We start from the raw sequence: 18927 nt of genomic DNA, 5'->3' as shown, positions 1-18927 counted from the left end.
ATGAGTGAGCTGGGCGAACTCGAACCGGTGGCACGGCAGTCGACGGCGGAACTGATCGCGGCACAGCTGCGCTCGGCGATCATGTACGGGGTCTTCGCGCCGGGCACGCAGCTGGGCGAGGCGGAGCTCGCCGCGCGGTTCGCGGTGAGCCGTGGTCCGCTGCGAGAAGCGATGCAACGACTCGTGCAGGAGGGATTGCTGCGTGGCGAACGGCACCGGGGCCTGTTCGTGATCGACCTGTCGGCGTCGGACGTGCGGGACATCTACCTCGCGCGGCTGGCCATCGAACGCACGTCGTGCCAGCTGATCATGTCGGGCAACCGCGGCGAGGCCGTGGTCCGGCTGTCGGAGGCGCTGGACAACCTGGTCACCGCGGCGGCGAGCAAGGACCGCAACGCCATGAGCGACGCCGACCAGGCGTTCCACCGGACGCTGGTGAGCTGCTCGGGCAACACGCGGCTGGAGCGGATGGCGCAGACGCTGCTCGTGGAGACCAGGATGTGCCTCGCCGCGCTGCAGCAGCACTACCCGGAGCCGGGCGAGCTGGTCGCCGAGCACCGCGCCCTGGTGGACGCCATCTCCGACGGCGACGAGCCGCAGCTGCTCAGCCTGATCGAGGCGCACATGCTCGACTCCATCGACCGCCTGGTGCCACCGGCCTGACGGGCCCCGCGGGTCACCCCACCGCAACGAAGGACCGCCGACGCGCCCGGGCTAGCCGCGCAGCAGGTCCGTGTCGAACGTGCCGTCCACGATGGCCGACGCCAGCTCGCTGACGCGCGTGTTGTGGCTGCGCGCGTAGCCGCGCAGGGCGGCGAACGCCGCGTCCATGCCGAGCCCGAGCCGCTCCGCCAGCACGCCCTTGGCCTGCTCGATGATCACCCGGCTGTCCAGCGCGTGCTGCAGCTGCTCGGCGAGCACCTCCGCCCGCCGCAGCGCCCGCGCCCGCAGGATGGCCACCGCGGCGAGGTCCGCGACGGCCCTGGCCAGCCGCACGTCGGCGACCCCGGTGGCGTCCCGGAACAGCGCCAGCGCGCCGATCGTCTCCTGGCGCCTGCACAGCGGCAGCACGTGCACCGACGCGAACCCCGCGCCGCGGGCGCCGTCGGTGAACTCGGGCCACGTGGAGGCCTCGACGAGGTCCGGCACCGCGACCGCCTCGCCGTCGCGTGAGCAGTCCGCCAGCGGGCTCACCTCGTGCCGCAGGACGGGCATCAGCCGTTCGTGTGAGGCGGCCACTCCGTGATCAACTATGAGTACCCCCGCGGCGGGCACCTCGAGCAGCTGTACGGATCGATTCACCAGCAGCCGGAGAAAGCCGTCGAGGTCGTACTCGCCCGACAAGCTGTCGGCGAGTTCGACGAATGTTTCCGCCAGTTGTTCGGCTGGCCTGCTGGTCACCGGGTAAGACTACGACCGTGTGATCAGTTACGGGGGCAGGTCACCAACACCCTGTCACCATTCGGCAAGAATCCTGTCCGGTCGCCGACAACAACCCGGGGAATTCGCTTTCGCCGGCATTTCAAGATCATTTTCGAGTTTCGGTCACGGTCCGTGATCGCCGTCGCACGGTCCGAACCGCGAACACGCACGGTCGGCCTAGTTGCTCACGCAACGGCGTCGAACAGGGCCCTTGGACTCTGTTGGTTGACCGTTGAAATTTACGAGTATCACTCACGTGCGGGAGCGGAAGTGCGTGGAGGCCTCGTGAGTGCGCAGGTTATGTCATCGGATGCTACTGAGATCTTCGCCCGTCTCAAGAGCGCCGCGTTCCATGAGCTCGTGACGTCGTCGATGCAGGGGGACCAGGAAGCCGTCGCGACGCTCTTCGCCTGGATCAGGCCCGCGATCGTTCGCTACTGTCGGTCACGGATCGGGCGCAGTGGATCGGCCTTCTCGTCGGCGGACGACGTCGCCCAGGAGATCTGCATGGCCGTCCTGGGCGCGATCTCCCGCTACGGCGACGAGCCCGAGTCGTTCCTGCCCTTCGTCTACGGCATCGCCGCGCACAAGGTGGCCGACCACTACCGCCGCGCGGGCCGCGACCGGTCCGACCCCGCGGCCGACGTGCCGGACGGTGTCGACACCGGCGCGAGCCCCGAGCAGCAGATCATGGCGGCGGACCTCCGCGACCGCCTCGACCAGCTCCTCGCGACGCTGCCGCCCCGCCAGCGGGAGATCCTGGTCCTGCGCCTCGTCGTGGGCCTCTCGGCGCAGGAGACGGCGACCGCGGTGGGCCTCACGCCGACGGCCGTCCGCGTGACCCAGCACCGCGCACTGGCCAAGCTCCGCAACGCGCTCAGCCCGGCGGAGTGGGTCTAGACCCCGCGCGCACGCAGGAAAAGCTGGACTTCCAGACGGTTCTTCTCGGCTTCGGCCTTGACCTCGCTCAGCTCGAGGCACTCGAAGCCGGCCCGCTCGACGACGTGGGCCAGGTCGTCGGGCGGGTACGCGGTCACCGCGATCGGCTCCCCCATGAAGACGATCGGGAACTGGTCGAAGTCGCCGAGCACCATCGCGATCTGCAGCAGCTTCGGGCCGCGCAACTGGGTGCGCAGCTGGGACAGCAGCGGCGGGACGTCCGCCTTCGGCAGCATGATCAGCGAGAAGAACGCGACGGCCGCGTCGAACTCGCCGAGGTCGGCGATGTTCCGCAGATCGCGGTGCAGGTACGTGCCGCCAGGGGCCTGTTCTTCGGCCAGCGCGAGCATCTCCGCGGACTCGTCGACCCCGACCACGTCGACGCCCGCGTCGAGCAGTTGCCCGCACGTCGGCAGCCCGCTGCCGCACCCGAGGTCGAGCACCCGCGCCCCCGGCGGCAGCTGGCCGATCAGCCAGTTGCCTTCCGCAACTTGCGCATCCCGCTCGACGAACGACTCGTCGTAACGCTTCCCGATCCGGTCGAACGGCGGGGGGTTGACCATTCCACCAGCATGCCGTTTCGCCGCGGGCCAGTCCAGCGGCCCTACTCGGCCTTGTGCGTGAGCAACAGGCGCACGGTCAGCTCGAGGCGCTCGGCGACGTCCGAAGCGGACGAGCGGCGGGTCACCCAGGCGACCAGGTTCGACAGCCACACGTCGCCGATCACGCGCGCGATCGCGCGGTCCTCGTCGGTCGGCTCACCGGCCGGGTCGTCGTCGTGCAGGGCGCGGGTGAACGTGCGCTCGATCAGCTTCGCGACGGTGTCGACCTCGGCGGCCGCCGACGCGTCGGCGAACATGAACGCCCTGGTCATCGCCTCGGTGAGGTTCGGGTCGCGCTGCATGGCGCGGGTGATGCGGCCCAGCACGAACAGCAGCCGGTCGTAGGCGGTGTCGCCGGGGATCGCCCCGCCGCCACGCTCCTGACCGCGCTCCAGCTCACGCGCGAGACCGGACACGAGCAGGTGGATCTTCGACGGGAAGTACCGGTAGAGCGTGCCGAGCGCGACGTCGGCCTTCTCCGCGACGGCACGCATCTGCACCGCCTCGAAGCCCCCCTTCGACGCCAGCGCGATCGTCGCGTCCAGGATCCTCTTGCGACGGTCGCGCTGGGCCGCTGACCCGAGCTCGTCGTCGGTGAGCACGTTCAGCGCGTTCGCGCCCGCCGTGCGTGGTCGTGCCATCGAACATTCCCCTGTTTCGCGGAGCTTGCGGAGCGGACGTCCGACACAGTCGGAACGCGTTCCTGTCTGCCCGTCACAGCTTACCGAACGTACGTACCGGAGATGTTACGTCCGTCCACAGCCGGAAAACTAGAACGTGTTCTATACTCGGTCGGGTGTCGGTGACCGAGGACCTCATGCACGCGGTGCGGGACATGGCCGAACGCACCGGCACGCTCACCGCCGTGCGGGAGATGGAGACGGCGCCGGACGCGTGGACCCGGGTCTGGCCCGCCGTCACCGACCTGGGCCTGCTCACGATCACCGCCGACGGCGGCACGCTCGCCGAGCAGGCCGCCGCCGTCGAGGAGGCGGCCCGGCACCTCGTGCCCGGCCCGGTGCTCCCCTCGGTGCTCACGACCGCGTTGCTGGGGTCACCGACGGGCATCGCCTTGTCGGCGGGCGACGTGACGGTCACCGGCGGCCGCGTGTCCGGCAGCCTGACGCCCGTCCTGCCCGTCGACGGACCGGTGCTGTTCCGCGACGGCGACCGGTGGTTCACCGCCACCGGTGCCGCCACTCCCCTGACGCCGGTCGACTTCTCCCGCCCGCTCTGCCGCGTGCGGTTCGACACCGTCCCGGCCACCCCGGTCGACATCGGCACCCGTCAGGTCGACGACCTCGCCGCGACGCTGTTCGCCGCGGAGGCCGCCGGGATCGCGCGGTGGTGCCTCGACACGGCCGTCGCCTACGCCAAGGTCCGCGAGCAGTTCGGCAGGCCGATCGGGTCGTTCCAGGCCGTCAAGCACCTGTGCGCGGAGATGCTGTGCCGCACCGAGCAGGCGTCCGCGCTCGCGTGGGACGCGGCCAGGGGCGGTGAACTGTCCGCCGCCGCGGCCGCCGCGCTCGCGGTCGACGCCGCGGTCGAGAACGCGAAGGACTGCGTCCAGGTCCTCGGCGGCATCGGGTTCACGTGGGAGCACGACGCCCACCTCTACCTGCGCCGCGCGCTCGCCAACCGCCAGCTCCTCGGCGGCACCGCGCGCTGGCGCCGCGAGGTCGCGGCACGGGCGCTCGCCGGGGAGCGCAGGAGCCTGGGCGTGGACGTGGCCGACGACGAAACCCGTGCCGCCGCACGGGAGTTCGCGGTGTCGGTGGCTCCGCTGTCCACTGCGGAGCAGCGCATCCGGTTGGCGGACAGCGGTTATCTCGTGCCGCACTGGCCGCGTCCGTACGGGCTCGCCGCGTCACCGCGTGAACAGCTGGTCATCGACGACGAGCTGGCCAAGGCAGGCGTCCGCCGCCCGGACCTGGTGATCGGCGCGTGGGCCGTGCCCACGATCCTCGCGCACGGCACCGAGGAGCAGCGGACACGCTTCGCCGGGCCCACACTGCGGGGCGAGCTGCGGTGGTGCCAGCTGTTCTCCGAACCCGGCGCGGGCTCCGACCTCGCCGCGCTGCGCACCAGGGCGACCCGCGCCGGCGGCGGCTGGGTGCTGAACGGGCAGAAGGTGTGGACGTCCTCGGCGGTGGCGGCCGACTGGGGCATCTGCCTCGCCCGCACGGACCCGGACGCGCCGAAGCACAAGGGCATCACCTACTTCCTCGTCGACATGCGCTCGGCGGGCATCACGTTGCGGCCGCTGCGGGAGATGACCGGCGAGGCGCGGTTCAACGAGGTGTTCCTCGACGACGTGTTCGTGCCCGACGACTGCGTGGTCGGCGACGTCGACGGCGGCTGGCCGCTCGCACGTACCACGCTCGCCAACGAGCGGGTCGCCCTCGGCGCGGGTTCGGCGCTCGGCGATGGCGTCGAGCGACTGCTCGCGCTCGCGGCGGAGCACGCACTCGACGACGGCACCCGCGAACGCGTCGGCGCGCTGGTGGCGCAGGGCCTCTCGGTGTCGCTCGTGGACCTGCGGGCGACGTTGCGGCAGCTCGACGGCCGCGGCCCGGGACCGGAGTCGAGCGTGTGCAAGCTGGTCGGCGTGCGGCACCGGCAGGACGTCGCCGAGGCGGCCGTCGACCTGCTCGGCGCCGGTGGCGCGGCCGTCGACGACGCGACGGCCGCCGCGCTGCACGAGTTCCTCGTCACCCGCTGCCTGTCGATCGCGGGCGGCACCACGCAGGTGCTGCGCAACCTCATCGGCGAACGGATCCTCGGCCTGCCAAGGGAGCCTTGATGGACTTCGCGTTGGACGAGACACAGCAGGCCGTCGCGGACCTGGCCCGTGACGTGCTGGCGCGCGAACCCGACGCCGGCTCGGCGTGGAAGGCGCTCGGGCAGGCGGGTCTGCTGTCCGGCGAGGGGCTCGGCGTGCTGGAGACGGCGCTCGTGCTGTTCGAGGTGGGCCGCGCGGCGGCGCCGCTGCCCGCGTTGAGCACGCTCGCGCTCGGCGTGCTCCCCATTGTCTACTGTGGAGCGGAACACCACCGGTCGCTGGTGCCGCCGGTCGCGGCGGGCGAGCGGTTCCTCACCGCGGCCCTGCGCGGCGACGTGACCGCCGACGGCAACCGGCTCTCCGGCACGGCGGTCGGGGTGCCGGACGCCGGCCGGGCACACCGGATCCTGGTCCCCGCGGGCGACACCGTGTTCCTCGTCGCGCCGGAGGACGTCACGCTGACCGAGACCTACTCGGCGTCCGGTGCGCCGGAACACACCGTGGTGCTGGACGACGCGCCCGGCGACCCGCTGTGCGACACCGTGGAACTGCGGCGGTTCGCGCTCGCCGGCGCCTGCGCGTACGGCGACGGGCTCCTGGCGGGCGCGCTGTCGCTGACCGCGGCACACGTCCGGACGCGGGAGCAGTTCGGCAAGCCGCTCGCCACGTTCCAGGCGGTCGCGCAGCAGATCGCGGACGTCTACATCGCGTCCCGCACGCTGCACCTCGCGGCGTGGTCGGCGATCTGGCGGCTGTCCGCGGACCGCGACCCCGACGACGACATCGCCATCGCCGCCTACTGGCTCGCCGCCGAGGCCATGCCCGCCCTGCACACCTGCCACCACCTGCACGGCGGTCTCGGCGTCGACGAGAGCTACCCGATGCACCGCCACTACTCGGCGACCAAGGACCTCGTCCGCCTGATCGGCGGCGTCGAACACCGGCTGGCGGCGGTCTGACGTGGACATCGAGCTCTCCCCGGCGCAGCAAGCGCTCGAAGCCGAGCTGCGTGCGTACTTCCGCGACCTGCTGTCGCCCGAGGAACGCGACGCCATGCTCACCGACCGGCACGGCGCGGCGTACCGGGCGCTGGTGAAGCGGATGGGTGACGACGGCAGGCTGGGCGTCGGGTGGCCCGCCGAGTACGGCGGCCGCGGGTTCGGGCCCGTCGAGCAGCAGATCTTCGTCAACGAGGCCGCCCGCGCCGACGTGCCGCTGCCGTACGTGACGCTGCAGACCGTCGGCCCGACCCTCCAGGCCTTCGGCACGCGGGCGCAGAAGGACTTCTTCCTGCCGAGGATCCTCGCGGGCGAGATCCACTTCGCGATCGGCTACACCGAGCCGTCGGCGGGCACCGACCTGGCGTCGCTGCGGACCAGCGCGGTCCGGGACGGCGACCACTACGTCGTGAACGGCCAGAAGGTCTTCACGACCGGCGCCCACGACGCGGACTACATCTGGCTCGCGTGCCGCACCGACCCCGCCGCACCACGCCACAAGGGCATCTCGATCCTCATCGTCGACACCCGCGACCCCGGCTTCTCGTGGACGCCGATCATCACCTGCGACGGCGCGCACCACGTGAACGCGACGTACTACACCGACGTGCGGGTGCCCGCGGACATGCTGGTGGGCGAGGAGAACGCGGGCTGGCGGCTGATCACCACGCAGCTCAACCACGAACGCGTGATGCTCGGCCCGGCCGGGCGGCTCGCCGCGCTGTACGAGCGGGTGCGGGACTGGGCGGACGCGCACGACGTGCTCGCGGAACCCGACGTGCGCAGGGCCCTCGCGAAGGTCCGCGCGCACGTGCGGGTGAACGAGCTGTTGAACTGGCAGGTCGCCGCGGCGGGCGCGGACGTGTCCATCGCGGACGCGTCGGCAACGAAGGTGTTCTCGTCCGACCGCACGCAGTGGCTGGGGCGCGCGCTGGAGGAGGTCGTCGGGGCGCACGGCGACCCGGCCGACCCGGATACCGGCGCGTTGCTGCGGTGGCTGGACGTGCAGGCGAAACGCAACCTGGTGCTGACGTTCGGAGGTGGCGTGAACGAGGTGCAGCGCGAGCTGATCGCCATGGCGGGGCTGCAGCTGCCGAGGGTGCCGCGATGACCGGCATCGAGGCCGCCGCCCGCCGGGTCATGGACCGCGGCGAGTCCGCGCGGCGGCCGGGGCGCGACCCGGTCAACCTGCCGATGGTCCGCAACTGGCTGGAGGCGCTCGGCGACGAGAGCCCCGCGTACGCCGAGGTCGCGCCGCCCGCGATGGCGCAGGTGTGGACGATGGGCGGCCTGCGCCACCAGCGCCCGGACGACGACCCGCTGGGCGCCATGCTGGCCGTGCTCGACGACGCCGGGTACACGTCGATCGTCGCGACCGACTGCGAGCAGACCTACCACCGCTACCTGCGCTACGGCGAGGAGGTCGCGATCGCGTCCCGCCTGGCGAGCGTCGTCGGTCCGAAGAGGACCGCGCTGGGCGAAGGCTGGTTCGTGACCACCCACAACACCTGGTACGTCGGCGACGAGCCGGTCGCGGAGATGATGTTCCGGGTGCTCAAGTTCGCGCCCGCCCCGGCGAAACCCCCGCCCGCGCCGGTGATCCGGCCGGTGGTCAACCGGGACACGGCGTACTTCTGGGAGGGCACGGCGGCGGGCGAGCTGCGCATCCAGCAGTGCGGCGGCTGCGGCGAGCTGCGCCACCCGCCGGGGCCGATGTGCCCGTCCTGCAACGAGACCAAGCCGGAGTACGTCGTGGCGAGCGGGCTCGGCGAGGTGTACAGCTTCGTGGTGCACCACCACCCGCCGGTACCCGGGCACACGCTGCCGTTCGTGGTGGCACTGGTGGAACTGGAGGAAGGCGTGCGGTTCATGGCGGAACTGGCGGCACCGCCGGAGGAGGTCCACATCGGACTCCCGGTGCGGATCGGGTTCCAGCGCGTCGACGACGAGCTGACCATGCCCGTCTGGCGGCGCCGATGATCACCGTCGGGGATGCGCTGCCGCCGCTGGAGATCGACGTGACGCCGACGTTCGTGGTGAGCACGGCGCTCGCGACCAGGGACTTTCAGGACGTGCACCACGACCGGGACCTCGCGGTCAAGCGCGGCTCGAAGGACATCTTCCTGAACATCCTCACCGACACCGGCCTGGTGCAGCGGTTCGTGACGGACTGGGCCGGACCGTCGGCGCTCGTGCGCACGATCGCGATCCGGCTCGGTGTGCCGTGCTACGCCCACGAGAAGCTGACGTTCACCGGGCGGGTCGTCGAGCACGAGGGCAGCGAGTACGTGATCGCGGTGGTGGCGCGCAACAGCCTCGGCGACCACGTGACGGGGACCGTGCGGATCGAGGTGCCGTCGTGATGGACGCGGCCGTCGTGGGCATCGGCGCGACGGAGTTCTCGAAGGACTCCGGCCGCAGCGAGCTGCGGCTCGCGGCGGAGGCGGTGCGGGACGCGCTCGCCGACGCGGGCCTGACGCCGTCCGATGTGGACGGTCTGGTGACGTTCACCATGGACGCCAACGCGGAGATCGCGGTCGCGCGTGAGCTGGGCATCCCGTCGCTGTCGTTCTTCTCGCGCGTCGGGTACGGCGGCGGCGCGGCCTGCGCGACCGTGCAGCAGGCGGCCATGGCGGTCGCGACCGGCATGGCGAACGTCGTCGTGTGCTACCGCGCGTTCAACGAGCGGTCGGGCAACCGGTTCGGCCGCGTCCAGACGGCCGCCGCGGCCGCGCCCACGTCGAGCGGCCTCGACAACGCGTGGCACTACCCGATGGGCCTCGGCACGCCTGCCGCGTCGGTGGCGATGTTCGCGCGCCGGTACATGCACGAGTACGGGGCGACGAGCGAGGACTTCGGCCGGGTCGCGGTGGCCGACCGCAGGCACGCGGCGACGAACCCGAAGGCGTGGTTCCACAACCGCCCGATCACGCTGGCGGACCACCAGAACTCGCGCTGGATCGCCGAGCCGCTGCGGTTGCTCGACTGCTGCCAGGAGAGCGACGGCGCGGTGGCGCTGGTGGTGACGTCGCTCGCGCGGGCGGCGGACCTGCCGCACACCCCGGCCCGCGTCGCGGCGGCCGCGCAGGGCTCGGCGCACGACCAGTTCACGATGAACAGCTACTACCGGGCGGACCTGACCGGCCTGCCCGAGATGGGTGTCGTGGCGGAGCAGCTGTGGCGGCAGAGCGGCCTGGGTCCGCAGGACATGTCGGTGGCGGTCCTCTATGACCACTTCACCCCGTTCGTCCTGGTCCAGCTCGAGGAGCTGGGGTTCTGCGCACGCGGCGAGGCCCGCCACTTCGTCGCCGACGGCGGCCTCGAACTGGACGGCCGCCTGCCGACGAACCCCCACGGCGGCCAGCTCGGCGAGGCGTACATCCACGGCATGAACGGCATCGCGGAAGCGGTCCGCCAACTCCGCGGCACGGCGGCGAACCAGCTCGTGGACGCGGCGAACGTGCTGGTCACGGCCGGTACCGGGGTGCCGACCAGTGCGCTGATCCTGTCGGCTGTCTGACTGCCGCGCCTGGCCTCCGGCCCCCGGTTGCCAGCGTACGGGCAGGCACCGACAGTCCCGGACGGCGTGATCCAGGTTGTCCGCAGGGAGCGGGCCGCTATCGCGTGGCCGGGAGGCGCGAGCCGCCGCCGTCGGCTCCCCGACGAGCGCCCGCGGCGGCTGCCCGGGCCGCGCTGCCGCGGGCACGGAGGGTGACCGGCGGCCTCCGGCCCCCGATCACCAGCCTAGACGCGACCACCGACAGTTCCCGGCACCGAACCCGCGGTTGTCCACACCCTGTGGACAACCGCACCCGCGACGGCCGGGACTGTCGGTGGTCGCCGGTACGCCGGCAACCGGGGGCCGGAGGCCGCCGCCCTACCGCAACGGGGCGTGCCTGCCGAGGAACTCGTCCAGGTAGGCCCACGTCGTCGCGCGTGCGCCGCGGCCCGCCAGCACGCCCAGGTGCCCGCCGGGCGCCGTCTCGAAGCGGACCTCCGCCGCGTTGTCGAGCACGTCCACCAGCCGGCGGACCGCTCGTTCCGGGGCGATGCTGTCGCCCTTGCCCGCGACCACGAGCACCGGCGACTTCACCTCGTGCAGCGAGATCCGCCGCCCGCCGAAGTCGACCTCGCCGTTCGACAGGTCGTTGGACCGGAAGAAGCGGTGGTACATCTGCCCGAACGTGCGCCCGGGGTAGGCGACCATGTTGTCGGTGAACCGGTCGACCGCCTCGATCTGGGCCAGGAAGTCGCGGTCGTCGAGGTGCGACAGGATCGCGTACGGCTTGGTGACGACCTTGTCGATCGCCGACAGCTGGAACACCCGCTTCACCACCGACCGCGGCGCGCTGCCGAGCAGGCGGTACACGGGCGTCAGGATCCAGCCGTTCGTCACGTCGACCAGCGGCTTGATCGGCGCCACGAGCGGGATCGCGGTCATGTCGATCGGCGCGGCGATCGTCGCGATCGAGCCGATCGGCAGGTCCTGCTGGTCGGCGTGCGTGAGCAGCGACAGGATGCCGCCGAGGCACCACGCGACCACGTGCACCGGCGCGCCGCCCGCGTCCCTGCTGACCGCGCGGATGGTCCTGGGCAGCACCTCGTGGATCCAGTGCTCCAGCCCGAGGCCGCGGTCGGAGAACCGGACCTGGCCGTAGTCGACCAGGTAGAGCCGCCTGCCCGCGTCGACGAAGTGCTCGGCCAGGCTGCAGCCGCGGCGCAGGTCGAAGCAGAACGCGGGCACGGCCAGCGGCGGCACCAGCAGCACCGGCTCGCCGCCGAGCTCGCGGTCGCCCGCCACGAAGCGGTACACCGACCGGTTTGGCCCCTTGTCGATGAGCACCCTGGGCATCGGCCGGAGGTCGGCGACACCCCCGCGCAGCACCATGTCCATGACGTTGTTCGAGGCGGCGGACAGCGACATCATGCCGACATACTGCCTCGTCAAGCCGCCTTTGTCGCATAACATCGGGTGCATGACAGGTGACCGCCCGAGTTGGGCCCCGGAGTCGATCGACCTTGACCGCCCCAACGCCGCGCGGATCTACGACTACCTGCTGGGCGGCGCCGCGAACTTCGAGCAGGACCGGGTGTTCGCGGAGAAACTGCTCGAGGTGATGCCGCTCGCACGGGCCGCGGCACGGCTGAACCGGGCGTTCCTGCGGCGCGCCGTGCGGTTCTGCCTCGACTCGGGCATCCGCCAGTTCGTCGACATCGGCTCGGGCATCCCGACCGCCGGGAACGTGCACGAGATCGCGCAGGAGGTCGATCCGGCGACGCGCGTGCTGTACGTGGACAACGAGCCGGTGGCGGTGACGCACAGCGAGCTGCTGCTGAAGGACAACCCGAACGCCGAGGTCATGCGCGGCGACCTGACCGACCCCGACCCGGTGCTGGCCTCGCCGCTGATCGACTACTCGCAGCCGGTGGCCGTGCTGATGGTCGCGGTCCTGCACTTCATCCCCGACTCGGCGCGGCCGCACGAGGCCGTGGCCCGGTACGTGTCGGCGATGGCGCCGGGCAGCCTCCTCGTGCTGTCGCACGGCGTCGAGAACCCGTCGCTCGAGGGCCGCGAGGAGGTGGACCGGCTGTACCAGGAGTCGAGCCATCCCGGCGTGCGCAGGACACCGGACGACATCACCCGGTTCTTCGAGGGCCTGGAGTTCGTCGAGCCGGGGCTGGTGTGGACCCCGGAGTGGCGGCCGGAGTCGCCGGAGGACGTCGGCGAGCACCCGGAGGCGTCGCTGGTCTTCGCGGGTGTCGCCCGCAAGCCCTGACGGGCCGGTGACCCGTCAGGGCTTGCGGACGGGTCACCAGTCCGGGCGCAGCGGCATGTGCGCGTTCGCGCCGTCGAGCTTCACCGCGAGCACCTGGTGGAGCTGGATGTTGTTCTCCTCGAAACCGAGCCGCGAGCCGGCCATGTAGAGCCGCCACACCCTGGCCCGCTCCTCGCCGACCTCGCGCACGGCCTCGTCCCAGTGCGCGTCGAGGTTCGCGCACCACGCGGTCAGCGTCTTCGCGTAGTGCTCGCGGAAGTTCTCCTCGTGGCGGACCTCGAACCCGTTGTCGTGGATGGCCGAGATGATGTGGCCGGGGCCGAGCAGCTCACCGTCGGGGAACACGTACCGGTTGAAGAACCCGACGACCCGTGCCGGGCGCGTGTTGTCCGGCCGGGTGATGCAGTGGTTCAGCAGCCGCCCGCCCGGCCGCAGCTTGTCGTACAGCGACCGCACGTACGACGGCAGCTCCGCCTCGCCGATGTGCTCGGTCAGGCCGATGGAGCTGATCGCGTCGAAGCCGGACTCGGTGACGTCGCGGTAGTCCATGTGCCGGATCTCCGCGAGGTCCGTCAGCCCCGCCTCGGCGATCTTCTTCTGCCCCCACTCGGCCTGCTTGCGGGACAGCGTGACGCCCAGCGCGCGCACGCCGAAGTGCTTCGCGGCGTGCATCACCATGCCACCCCAGCCGCAGCCGACGTCCAGCAGCCGCATGCCTTCCTTCAGGCCGAGCTTGCGTGCCACGAGGTCGTGCTTGGTCCACTGCGCCTCCTCGAGCGAGGAGTCGGCGTCCGGGTACACCGCGCACGTGTACGCCATCGACGGGCCGAGCACCCACTCGTAGAAGCGGTTGGACACGTCGTAGTGGTAGGAAATGGCCTCCTGGTCCCGTTTCTTCGAGTGCCGTCTGCCGCGCAGCCGGGACTCCGCCGCCGGATGCGGCACCGGCCACCACAGGCGGGACCAGCCGAGCCGCAGCAGCAGCTCGGCCTGGGCCTTCGGCGGCACCGAGCCCAGTTCGAGCGCCGCCATGTTGCGCAGCGCCGTGTACATGTCGCCGTGGATGTCAAGGGCCCCGCTCACGTACGCCCTGGCGAGCCCGAGCTCACCCGGTGCGGACGCGATGTGGGACAACGCGAGCGGTGATTTCACGTCGATGCGCACCGGTGCGTGCCGGTCCCCCGCCCGGCTGCCGTCGTAGGCCGTGAACTCCAGCTGGGTGTTCCGCCCCACCGCACGTTCGATGATCTCCGCCAGCCGCATGTTGCCGCTCCTCCCCGTCACTGGTTCCGCACGACCTTCGAGTACAGGTCGGGTAGCCGACCCTCCGGGTCGTAGGTGTTCTTGAGCTGCCGGTACGTCTCCCCGTCGTAGGCCGACCAGAACTCATCCTCTTCGAAGTACGAAGTGGAGTACAGCGACTTGTGCCCGCCCAGTTCGGTGACCTTGTTCTCGATGAGCCTGTTGTGGGTGCCGTCCCGCTGGCCCGGTCCCAAGGGGACGGTCGCCCAGAAGCCGGCGTTCACGTAGAGGCGGCCGGGTTTCATCGGGTACAGCGGCCAGCCGGTGCTCTCGCGCAGCTTCAGCGGGCACAGCCAGACCGGGCTGATGCGGATCTCGTCGGTGAAGAAGCGGAGGAAGTCGGCGAGCCGCTCGACGGGGATCTCGACGTCCTGGATGACCGGTTCGCGGGCGGGTTTGCCGAGGGCTTTGTAGACCCGGCCGGACAGGTCGTACCGCCGGTCGAGCGCCACGATCCTGCGGTAGACGTCGGAGCGCAGGTAGCGGCGCGGCCAGAGGCGGCGGACGAGCGGGTGCTGCGCGCCGAGGGCCTTGGAGCACCAGAACCAGTCGGTGTCCCAGCGCCACAGGTAGTCGCGGATCGTGAGGTGGTCGACGACGCGGTCGCGGATGGACTTGTAGAAGATCCGTTGCCCGGTGTAGTCGGACAGCGTCGGCGCCGAGTCGGCGTAGCCACCGAGCGTCAGGTACAACTCGCTGCTGCCGAACATGACCCCGTCGAGGAAGTCGACGGGCTCGTCCCGGTAGGCGCCTGCCGCGCAGATGTCCTCGATGGCGCGGGCGCAGTCGACGGCGTCGGTGAACCGGACGTGCCGCAGGCGCACGAACGGTTTCACGTGTTCGAGCTCGATCCGCAGGCGCAGCGCGTAACCGAGGGTGCCGTAGGAGTTGGGGAAGCCGCGGAAGAGGGCGGCGTGCTCGTTGTCCGGGGTGGCGGTGACGACGTCGCCGGCCGGCGTGAGGATGTCCATCTCCAGGACGGACTCGTGCGGCATCCCGTTCCGGAAGGACGTCGACTCGATGCCGAGCCCCGCGACCGCCCCACCCAGCGTGATCGTCTTCAGCTGCGGGACGACGTGCGGGATCGCGTGGTGCGGGAGCGTCGCGTCGACGAGGTCCTCGTAGGTGGTCATGCCACCGACGTCCGCGGTCGTCCCGTCGACGTCGATGACCCCGGAGAAGGCACTGACGTCGAGGGCCCCCTGCCCGGGCGGCTCCCGGAAGCGGAAGAGGTTCGAGGTGGGTTTCGCCAGGCGGATCGGCGACCCAGCCGGCCGGGCGACGAGCTGCGCGCGGAGGGCGTCCACGGCGCGGTCGTGGGAGATCCGTGCAGGTGAGCGGCTCACGGTTTCGATGCTAGCCCTGTTCGGGCCCGGAGACCGGATGGCTTTTCCGGTGGTGATCACATGCCGGGACGGTGTCGCTCGCCAAACCGGACACGTGCACCCGAAACGTCGCTTGTGCCCATTCACGCGGTGCCGCTGATCACGGCGGCTGCCCCGCACAAGCTGTGGGTCGGCACTTCTCCGGGAGCAGCCGGATCGGCCACGTGTTCCGGATGGCGGCCTCCGGCCCCCGGATTCCAGCCTAGCCGGGAGGACCGACAACCCCGTCGGCCGCGGCCCCGGTTGTCCACACCTTCCTGAGGGCCCAGCCACAACGAGCGACCACCGGGTGTCCACGGCCTTCTCGGGGTGACTCCCGGCCCATCCCTGGCCGCAACACGTTCGACAACGAGGCTCCGGTCCTGTCACAACGCCCGGCACGTACACGTTCCCCGGGGACGGCCTCCGAACAGCAGCGTACCCACGACCACCGACAGTCCCAGCGACCGCAACCACGGGTTGTCCACAGCCGCGCGGAGGACACGCCTCCGGTTTCCAGCCTATCCGCGACCACCGACAATCCCGGCGTCTGAACCCGGGTTGTCCACAGCCGCGCGATCGGCGCGCCTCCGGCCCCGAACACCACCCCCAGCCACGGCCACCGACAATCCGGCGGCCACAACTCCGGTTGCCCACAACCGCGCGAAAGGCGCGCCTCCGGCCCCCGGTCACCAGCCGGGCCGCGACCACCGACAATCCCCGCGACCTCAACCCCGGTTGCCCACAACCGCGCGAAGGACGTGCCTCCGGCCCCCGAACACCAGCCCAGCCGCGACCACCGACAATCCCGGCCACCACAGCCCGGGCTGTCCACAACCGCGCAAAGCGCGCGCCTCCGGCCCCGAACACCAGCCTAGCCGCGGCCACCGACCATCCCGGCGTCCACAGCCCCGGTTGTCCACAACCGCGCAAAGGACACGCCTCCGGCCCCCGGTTTCCAGCCTAGCCGGGAGGACCGACAGTTCCGGACCTCGCGACCCGGGTTGTCCACAGCGCTCCGAGCCTGTGGACAACCCGGGCTTCGTCAGCGGGCGGTGTCGGTGGTTGCCTGTAGCGTGGATTCCGGGGGCCGGAGGCCGTCCCGGTACTCGTCGAACAGGTCTTCCACGTACGCGAGGAACAGGCCTGCCATGCCGAAGACACCCGTGATCGGGTTCAGCTCGGCGAAGCCGTACGCCATCTCGCAGCTCCGGCGCGACGGGGCCGACTCGCTGACGTCCGTGAACCAGTCGTAGAACGGCACCCGCATGCGGGCCAGGTCGGGGTGGATCAGCGGCCCGTAGATCGCCAGCAGGTCCAGTGCGAACGGGCGGTTCCGCAGCGCCCACCGGTACATCTCCGAGAACTGGTAGAACCGCCACTCGACCGCCGTCGGCGGCTTGCCCCGGGACACCGCCAGCGCGTTGCCGTACTCGGTCGACGCCTGCTCGGCCTCGCTCCACGCCTTGTCGTGGGCTGCGCGGGTGGTCAGCGCGCCGGTCGACAACCGGGTCAGGTAGCTCGCCCACTTCGCCGAGCCCGGGTTGCCGCCCGTGTCCGCCGACCAGCCAAGGGCGATCGCGATCCCGCGCTGGATGCCTTCCACGATCCCCGCATCCACATAGGACACCCACGTGCCGGGGGCGCCGAGGTTGCGGTCGCGGAAGAACGAGATCACGCCCTCGATGTTGCGCCACCGGTCCGACGCGCCCAGCGCCGCCGCCGGGCCGGCCTGCATGTCCCGCACGAACTCCAGGCGGTCCGCCATCGACATCGCGTCGATCTCGTCGACCGTGCAGTCCAATGTAGCGGTGCAGGGCGGGGGTTCGGCGGCCGCCACCGCGGGGACCCCGCCCAGCACCGCCACGACCGAGACGGCCACCAGCAGTCGCTTCACAGGTGGCCTCCCACGATCGGCAGCGTCACCGAGCTCTTGCCGGGGTGCACGGTGAGCCGCGTGCCGGGCAGGGGACGCAGCGTGAAGTGCATGTCCGTCGACACGACCACCAACCCGATGCGGTGCCCGGCCGGGAACACGTAGTCGTCCGGTTCCAGCGGCCAGTCGAACGTGTACGCCCGGCCCTGCTCGATCGGCGTGCTCTTCGCGACGTCCTTGCGGTTCTGCACGTCCGTCCACCCGCGCGTCACCATCGTCTGGCCGTCCGGGCCGTAGTCCACCAGCACGGCGGTCAGGTTGGCCGCGTACCGGTTGTCCACCGACGCCCGCAGCGACACCGTCGGCGTCCCGCTCAGGTGGGTGTCCCGCGCCAGCGGCTCGGTCAGGTACACGAGCCGGTTCGGGTTCGCCGCGTCCGGGTTCGGGAGCAGCGCCACGTCGGTGTCCAGGGTGCGGCCGGAGTCGACGAACGACTGCGCCGGGCCACCGCCCGTGCGGCCCAGCCCGCCCGGGGCCGTCGCGGCGGTCGCGGACAGCCGCAGCTTCGTGTCGCGGGCGCCGGGCACCGGCCAGTCCGCGTACTTCTCGTACGTGCCGTCCGGGCGCTGCACGTTCGCGCGCGGCTCGCCCATGATCCCGTTGCGCACCCCGAACAGCCAGTAGTCCATCCACCGGTTGAGCGTCCGCTGGTAGTCGGTCGCCCCCTGCGGGCCGCCGTGGCCGCCGTTGTGCAGCCAGATCTTGCGCGGCACGTCGTACCGCTCCAGCTGCGCCCACCACGACGCGTACGCCGTCGGCATGACGTTGTAGTCCTCGAGCCCGTGGACCACGAACACGCTCGCCTCGATGCCGCGGGCGCGGTGCAGGTAGTCCCGCTCGTGCCAGTACGCGTTGTAGTCGCCGGTCGTCCGATCGGCGTACTGCAGCAGCGCGTCGGTGATGTGCGCGCACTTCTCCACGCGACCGGGGCCCTCGACGTAGTACGCCAGCACGTCCAGGTCCTCGCCCTGGAAGCCGTTCTCACCCTGGCCCGACAGGTTCGAGTGCGGCGCCCTGACCAGGCCGTTCGCCCGGTAGTAGTCGTACCAGCTCGCGATCGCCGAGGTCGGGACGATCGTGCGCAGGCCGTCGACACCGGTCGTGGCCACCTGGTTGGGCAGCGTGCCGTTGTAGGAGGTGCCGACCATGCCCACGTCGCCGGTCGTCCAGTCCGCCTCGACCGGCTCGCCCGCGGCCGTGTACGCCTTCGCGCGGCCGTTCAGCCAGTCGATCACGGCCTTCGTACCGAGCGTCTCCTTCATGTCACCGACCGTGGGACACCCGTCCGAGTAGCCGGTGCCGATCGACTCGCCCAGGACGACCGCGTACCCGCGCGGCACCCAGTAGTTGTCCAGCGACCCGGGCAGGTCGGCGCGCGGGGCGGCCGCGGTGCCGCCCGCCCGCATGGCCGACGGCTGGACGCCCTCCTGCGGGAGCACCGAGAAGTCCACGTTGTGGTTCTGGCCGCCGCCGGTGTTGTACCGGTACGGGCTGTGCTCGAAGATCACCGGCACCTTGATGCCCCTGGTCTCCGTCTCGCCGGGCCGCGACAGCCGGACGCGCACCCGGTCGCGCACGCCGTCGAGGTCGCTGTCGACCTCCGTCTGCACGAACAGCGTCTCCTCGACGGCGTCGGCGAGGGCGAACTGGGGCACGCTGACCCCGTTCTCGACCTTCAGCCAGGGTGGCGGCGTCGGGCGGTCTGACTTCGCGGGGGCTGCCACCGCGGGGGTGACCACGGCGAGCGGCAGGGCCGCCGTGAGCACCAGCAGGGCGAGCCGACGGGACGTGCGCATCGGTCCTCC

Annotated in this window: 17 protein-coding genes; 9 read left to right on the top strand and 8 right to left on the bottom strand. The window is 71.4% G+C overall.

Annotated elements, in window-relative coordinates; all coding sequences use genetic code 11:
- Window positions 1-663, top strand: a complete 663-nt coding sequence (locus ACYQ77_RS04685) for a GntR family transcriptional regulator (protein ID WP_459707712.1) — start codon at window positions 1-3, stop codon at window positions 661-663.
- A gap of 51 nt (window positions 664-714) precedes the next feature.
- On the opposite strand, the gene ACYQ77_RS04680 is transcribed toward ACYQ77_RS04685, so the two are convergent.
- Entirely contained in the window at window positions 715-1401 is a 687-nt protein-coding gene (locus tag ACYQ77_RS04680; protein WP_459707710.1) for an ANTAR domain-containing protein, read from the bottom strand.
- A 321-nt stretch (window positions 1402-1722) separates the two neighbouring features.
- Here ACYQ77_RS04680 and shbA point away from each other — a divergent pair, with 321 nt between their 5' ends.
- A complete protein-coding gene (gene shbA, locus ACYQ77_RS04675) occupies window positions 1723-2322 on the top strand; it encodes an RNA polymerase sigma factor ShbA (protein WP_459708153.1) in 600 nt (199 codons plus the stop codon).
- Here shbA and ACYQ77_RS04670 read toward each other — a convergent pair.
- Window positions 2319-2924 (bottom strand): class I SAM-dependent DNA methyltransferase, encoded by a 606-nt coding sequence (locus ACYQ77_RS04670; RefSeq protein ID WP_459707708.1) that lies wholly within the window; start codon window positions 2922-2924, stop codon window positions 2319-2321. The genes shbA and ACYQ77_RS04670 overlap by 4 nt on opposite strands.
- 41 nt (window positions 2925-2965) lie before the next feature.
- Window positions 2966-3604 (bottom strand): cholesterol catabolism transcriptional regulator KstR, encoded by a 639-nt coding sequence (kstR, locus tag ACYQ77_RS04665; protein WP_459707706.1) that lies wholly within the window; start codon window positions 3602-3604, stop codon window positions 2966-2968.
- A gap of 233 nt (window positions 3605-3837) precedes the next feature.
- Between kstR and ACYQ77_RS04660 the strand changes: the two genes are divergently transcribed.
- From ACYQ77_RS04660 to ACYQ77_RS04635, 6 genes are read left to right on the top strand one after another with little or no spacing between them, the layout of a single operon-like run.
- Window positions 3838-5766, top strand: a complete 1929-nt coding sequence (locus ACYQ77_RS04660) for an acyl-CoA dehydrogenase family protein (protein WP_459708151.1) — start codon at window positions 3838-3840, stop codon at window positions 5764-5766.
- The gene (locus ACYQ77_RS04655; RefSeq protein WP_459707704.1) at window positions 5766-6704 is read left to right on the top strand and encodes an acyl-CoA dehydrogenase family protein; all 939 of its coding nucleotides are present in this window, start codon (window positions 5766-5768) and stop codon (window positions 6702-6704) included. Before ACYQ77_RS04660 ends, ACYQ77_RS04655 begins: the two co-directional genes overlap by 1 nt.
- A 1-nt stretch (window position 6705) precedes the next feature.
- The gene (locus ACYQ77_RS04650; protein ID WP_459707702.1) at window positions 6706-7854 is read left to right on the top strand and encodes an acyl-CoA dehydrogenase family protein; all 1149 of its coding nucleotides are present in this window, start codon (window positions 6706-6708) and stop codon (window positions 7852-7854) included.
- Window positions 7851-8723, top strand: coding sequence for a bifunctional MaoC family dehydratase N-terminal/OB-fold nucleic acid binding domain-containing protein (locus ACYQ77_RS04645; RefSeq protein ID WP_459707700.1), 873 nt, complete (start codon window positions 7851-7853; stop codon window positions 8721-8723). The genes ACYQ77_RS04650 and ACYQ77_RS04645 overlap by 4 nt, the downstream gene beginning before the upstream one ends.
- Window positions 8720-9106: a MaoC family dehydratase gene (locus tag ACYQ77_RS04640; protein ID WP_459707698.1), complete on the top strand. Its 387-nt coding sequence runs from the start codon at window positions 8720-8722 to the stop codon at window positions 9104-9106. Before ACYQ77_RS04645 ends, ACYQ77_RS04640 begins: the two co-directional genes overlap by 4 nt.
- On the top strand, window positions 9106-10263 hold the full coding sequence (locus tag ACYQ77_RS04635) for a lipid-transfer protein (RefSeq protein ID WP_459707696.1): 1158 nt from the start codon (window positions 9106-9108) through the stop codon (window positions 10261-10263). The genes ACYQ77_RS04640 and ACYQ77_RS04635 overlap by 1 nt, the downstream gene beginning before the upstream one ends.
- A gap of 357 nt (window positions 10264-10620) precedes the next feature.
- Here the strand turns inward: ACYQ77_RS04635 and ACYQ77_RS04630 are convergent, their stop codons facing one another.
- A complete protein-coding gene (locus ACYQ77_RS04630; protein WP_459707694.1) occupies window positions 10621-11670 on the bottom strand; it encodes an alpha/beta hydrolase in 1050 nt (349 codons plus the stop codon).
- A 49-nt stretch (window positions 11671-11719) separates the two neighbouring features.
- Here ACYQ77_RS04630 and ACYQ77_RS04625 point away from each other — a divergent pair, with 49 nt between their 5' ends.
- Window positions 11720-12520 carry an SAM-dependent methyltransferase gene (locus ACYQ77_RS04625; protein WP_459707693.1) on the top strand — a complete coding sequence of 267 codons (801 nt, stop codon included), beginning with the start codon at window positions 11720-11722 and terminating at the stop codon, window positions 12518-12520.
- 33 nt (window positions 12521-12553) lie between these two features.
- On the opposite strand, the gene ACYQ77_RS04620 is transcribed toward ACYQ77_RS04625, so the two are convergent.
- From ACYQ77_RS04620 to ACYQ77_RS04605, 4 genes are all read right to left on the bottom strand, one after another.
- Window positions 12554-13783 carry a class I SAM-dependent methyltransferase gene (locus tag ACYQ77_RS04620; RefSeq protein WP_459707690.1) on the bottom strand — a complete coding sequence of 410 codons (1230 nt, stop codon included), beginning with the start codon at window positions 13781-13783 and terminating at the stop codon, window positions 12554-12556.
- A 17-nt stretch (window positions 13784-13800) separates the two neighbouring features.
- A complete protein-coding gene (locus ACYQ77_RS04615; RefSeq protein WP_459707688.1) occupies window positions 13801-15168 on the bottom strand; it encodes an FAD-binding oxidoreductase in 1368 nt (455 codons plus the stop codon).
- A 1063-nt stretch (window positions 15169-16231) separates the two neighbouring features.
- A complete protein-coding gene (locus ACYQ77_RS04610; RefSeq protein WP_459707686.1) occupies window positions 16232-17083 on the bottom strand; it encodes a hypothetical protein in 852 nt (283 codons plus the stop codon).
- Entirely contained in the window at window positions 17080-18918 is a 1839-nt protein-coding gene (locus ACYQ77_RS04605) for a Xaa-Pro dipeptidyl-peptidase (RefSeq protein WP_459707684.1), read from the bottom strand. The genes ACYQ77_RS04610 and ACYQ77_RS04605 overlap by 4 nt, the downstream gene beginning before the upstream one ends.
- Window positions 18919-18927 lie beyond the last annotated feature (9 nt).

This window comes from Actinophytocola sp. KF-1 (assembly GCF_054661535.1).
The sequence above is the reverse complement of the archived record's forward strand: the minus strand, read 5'-3'. Positions and strand labels throughout refer to the sequence as shown.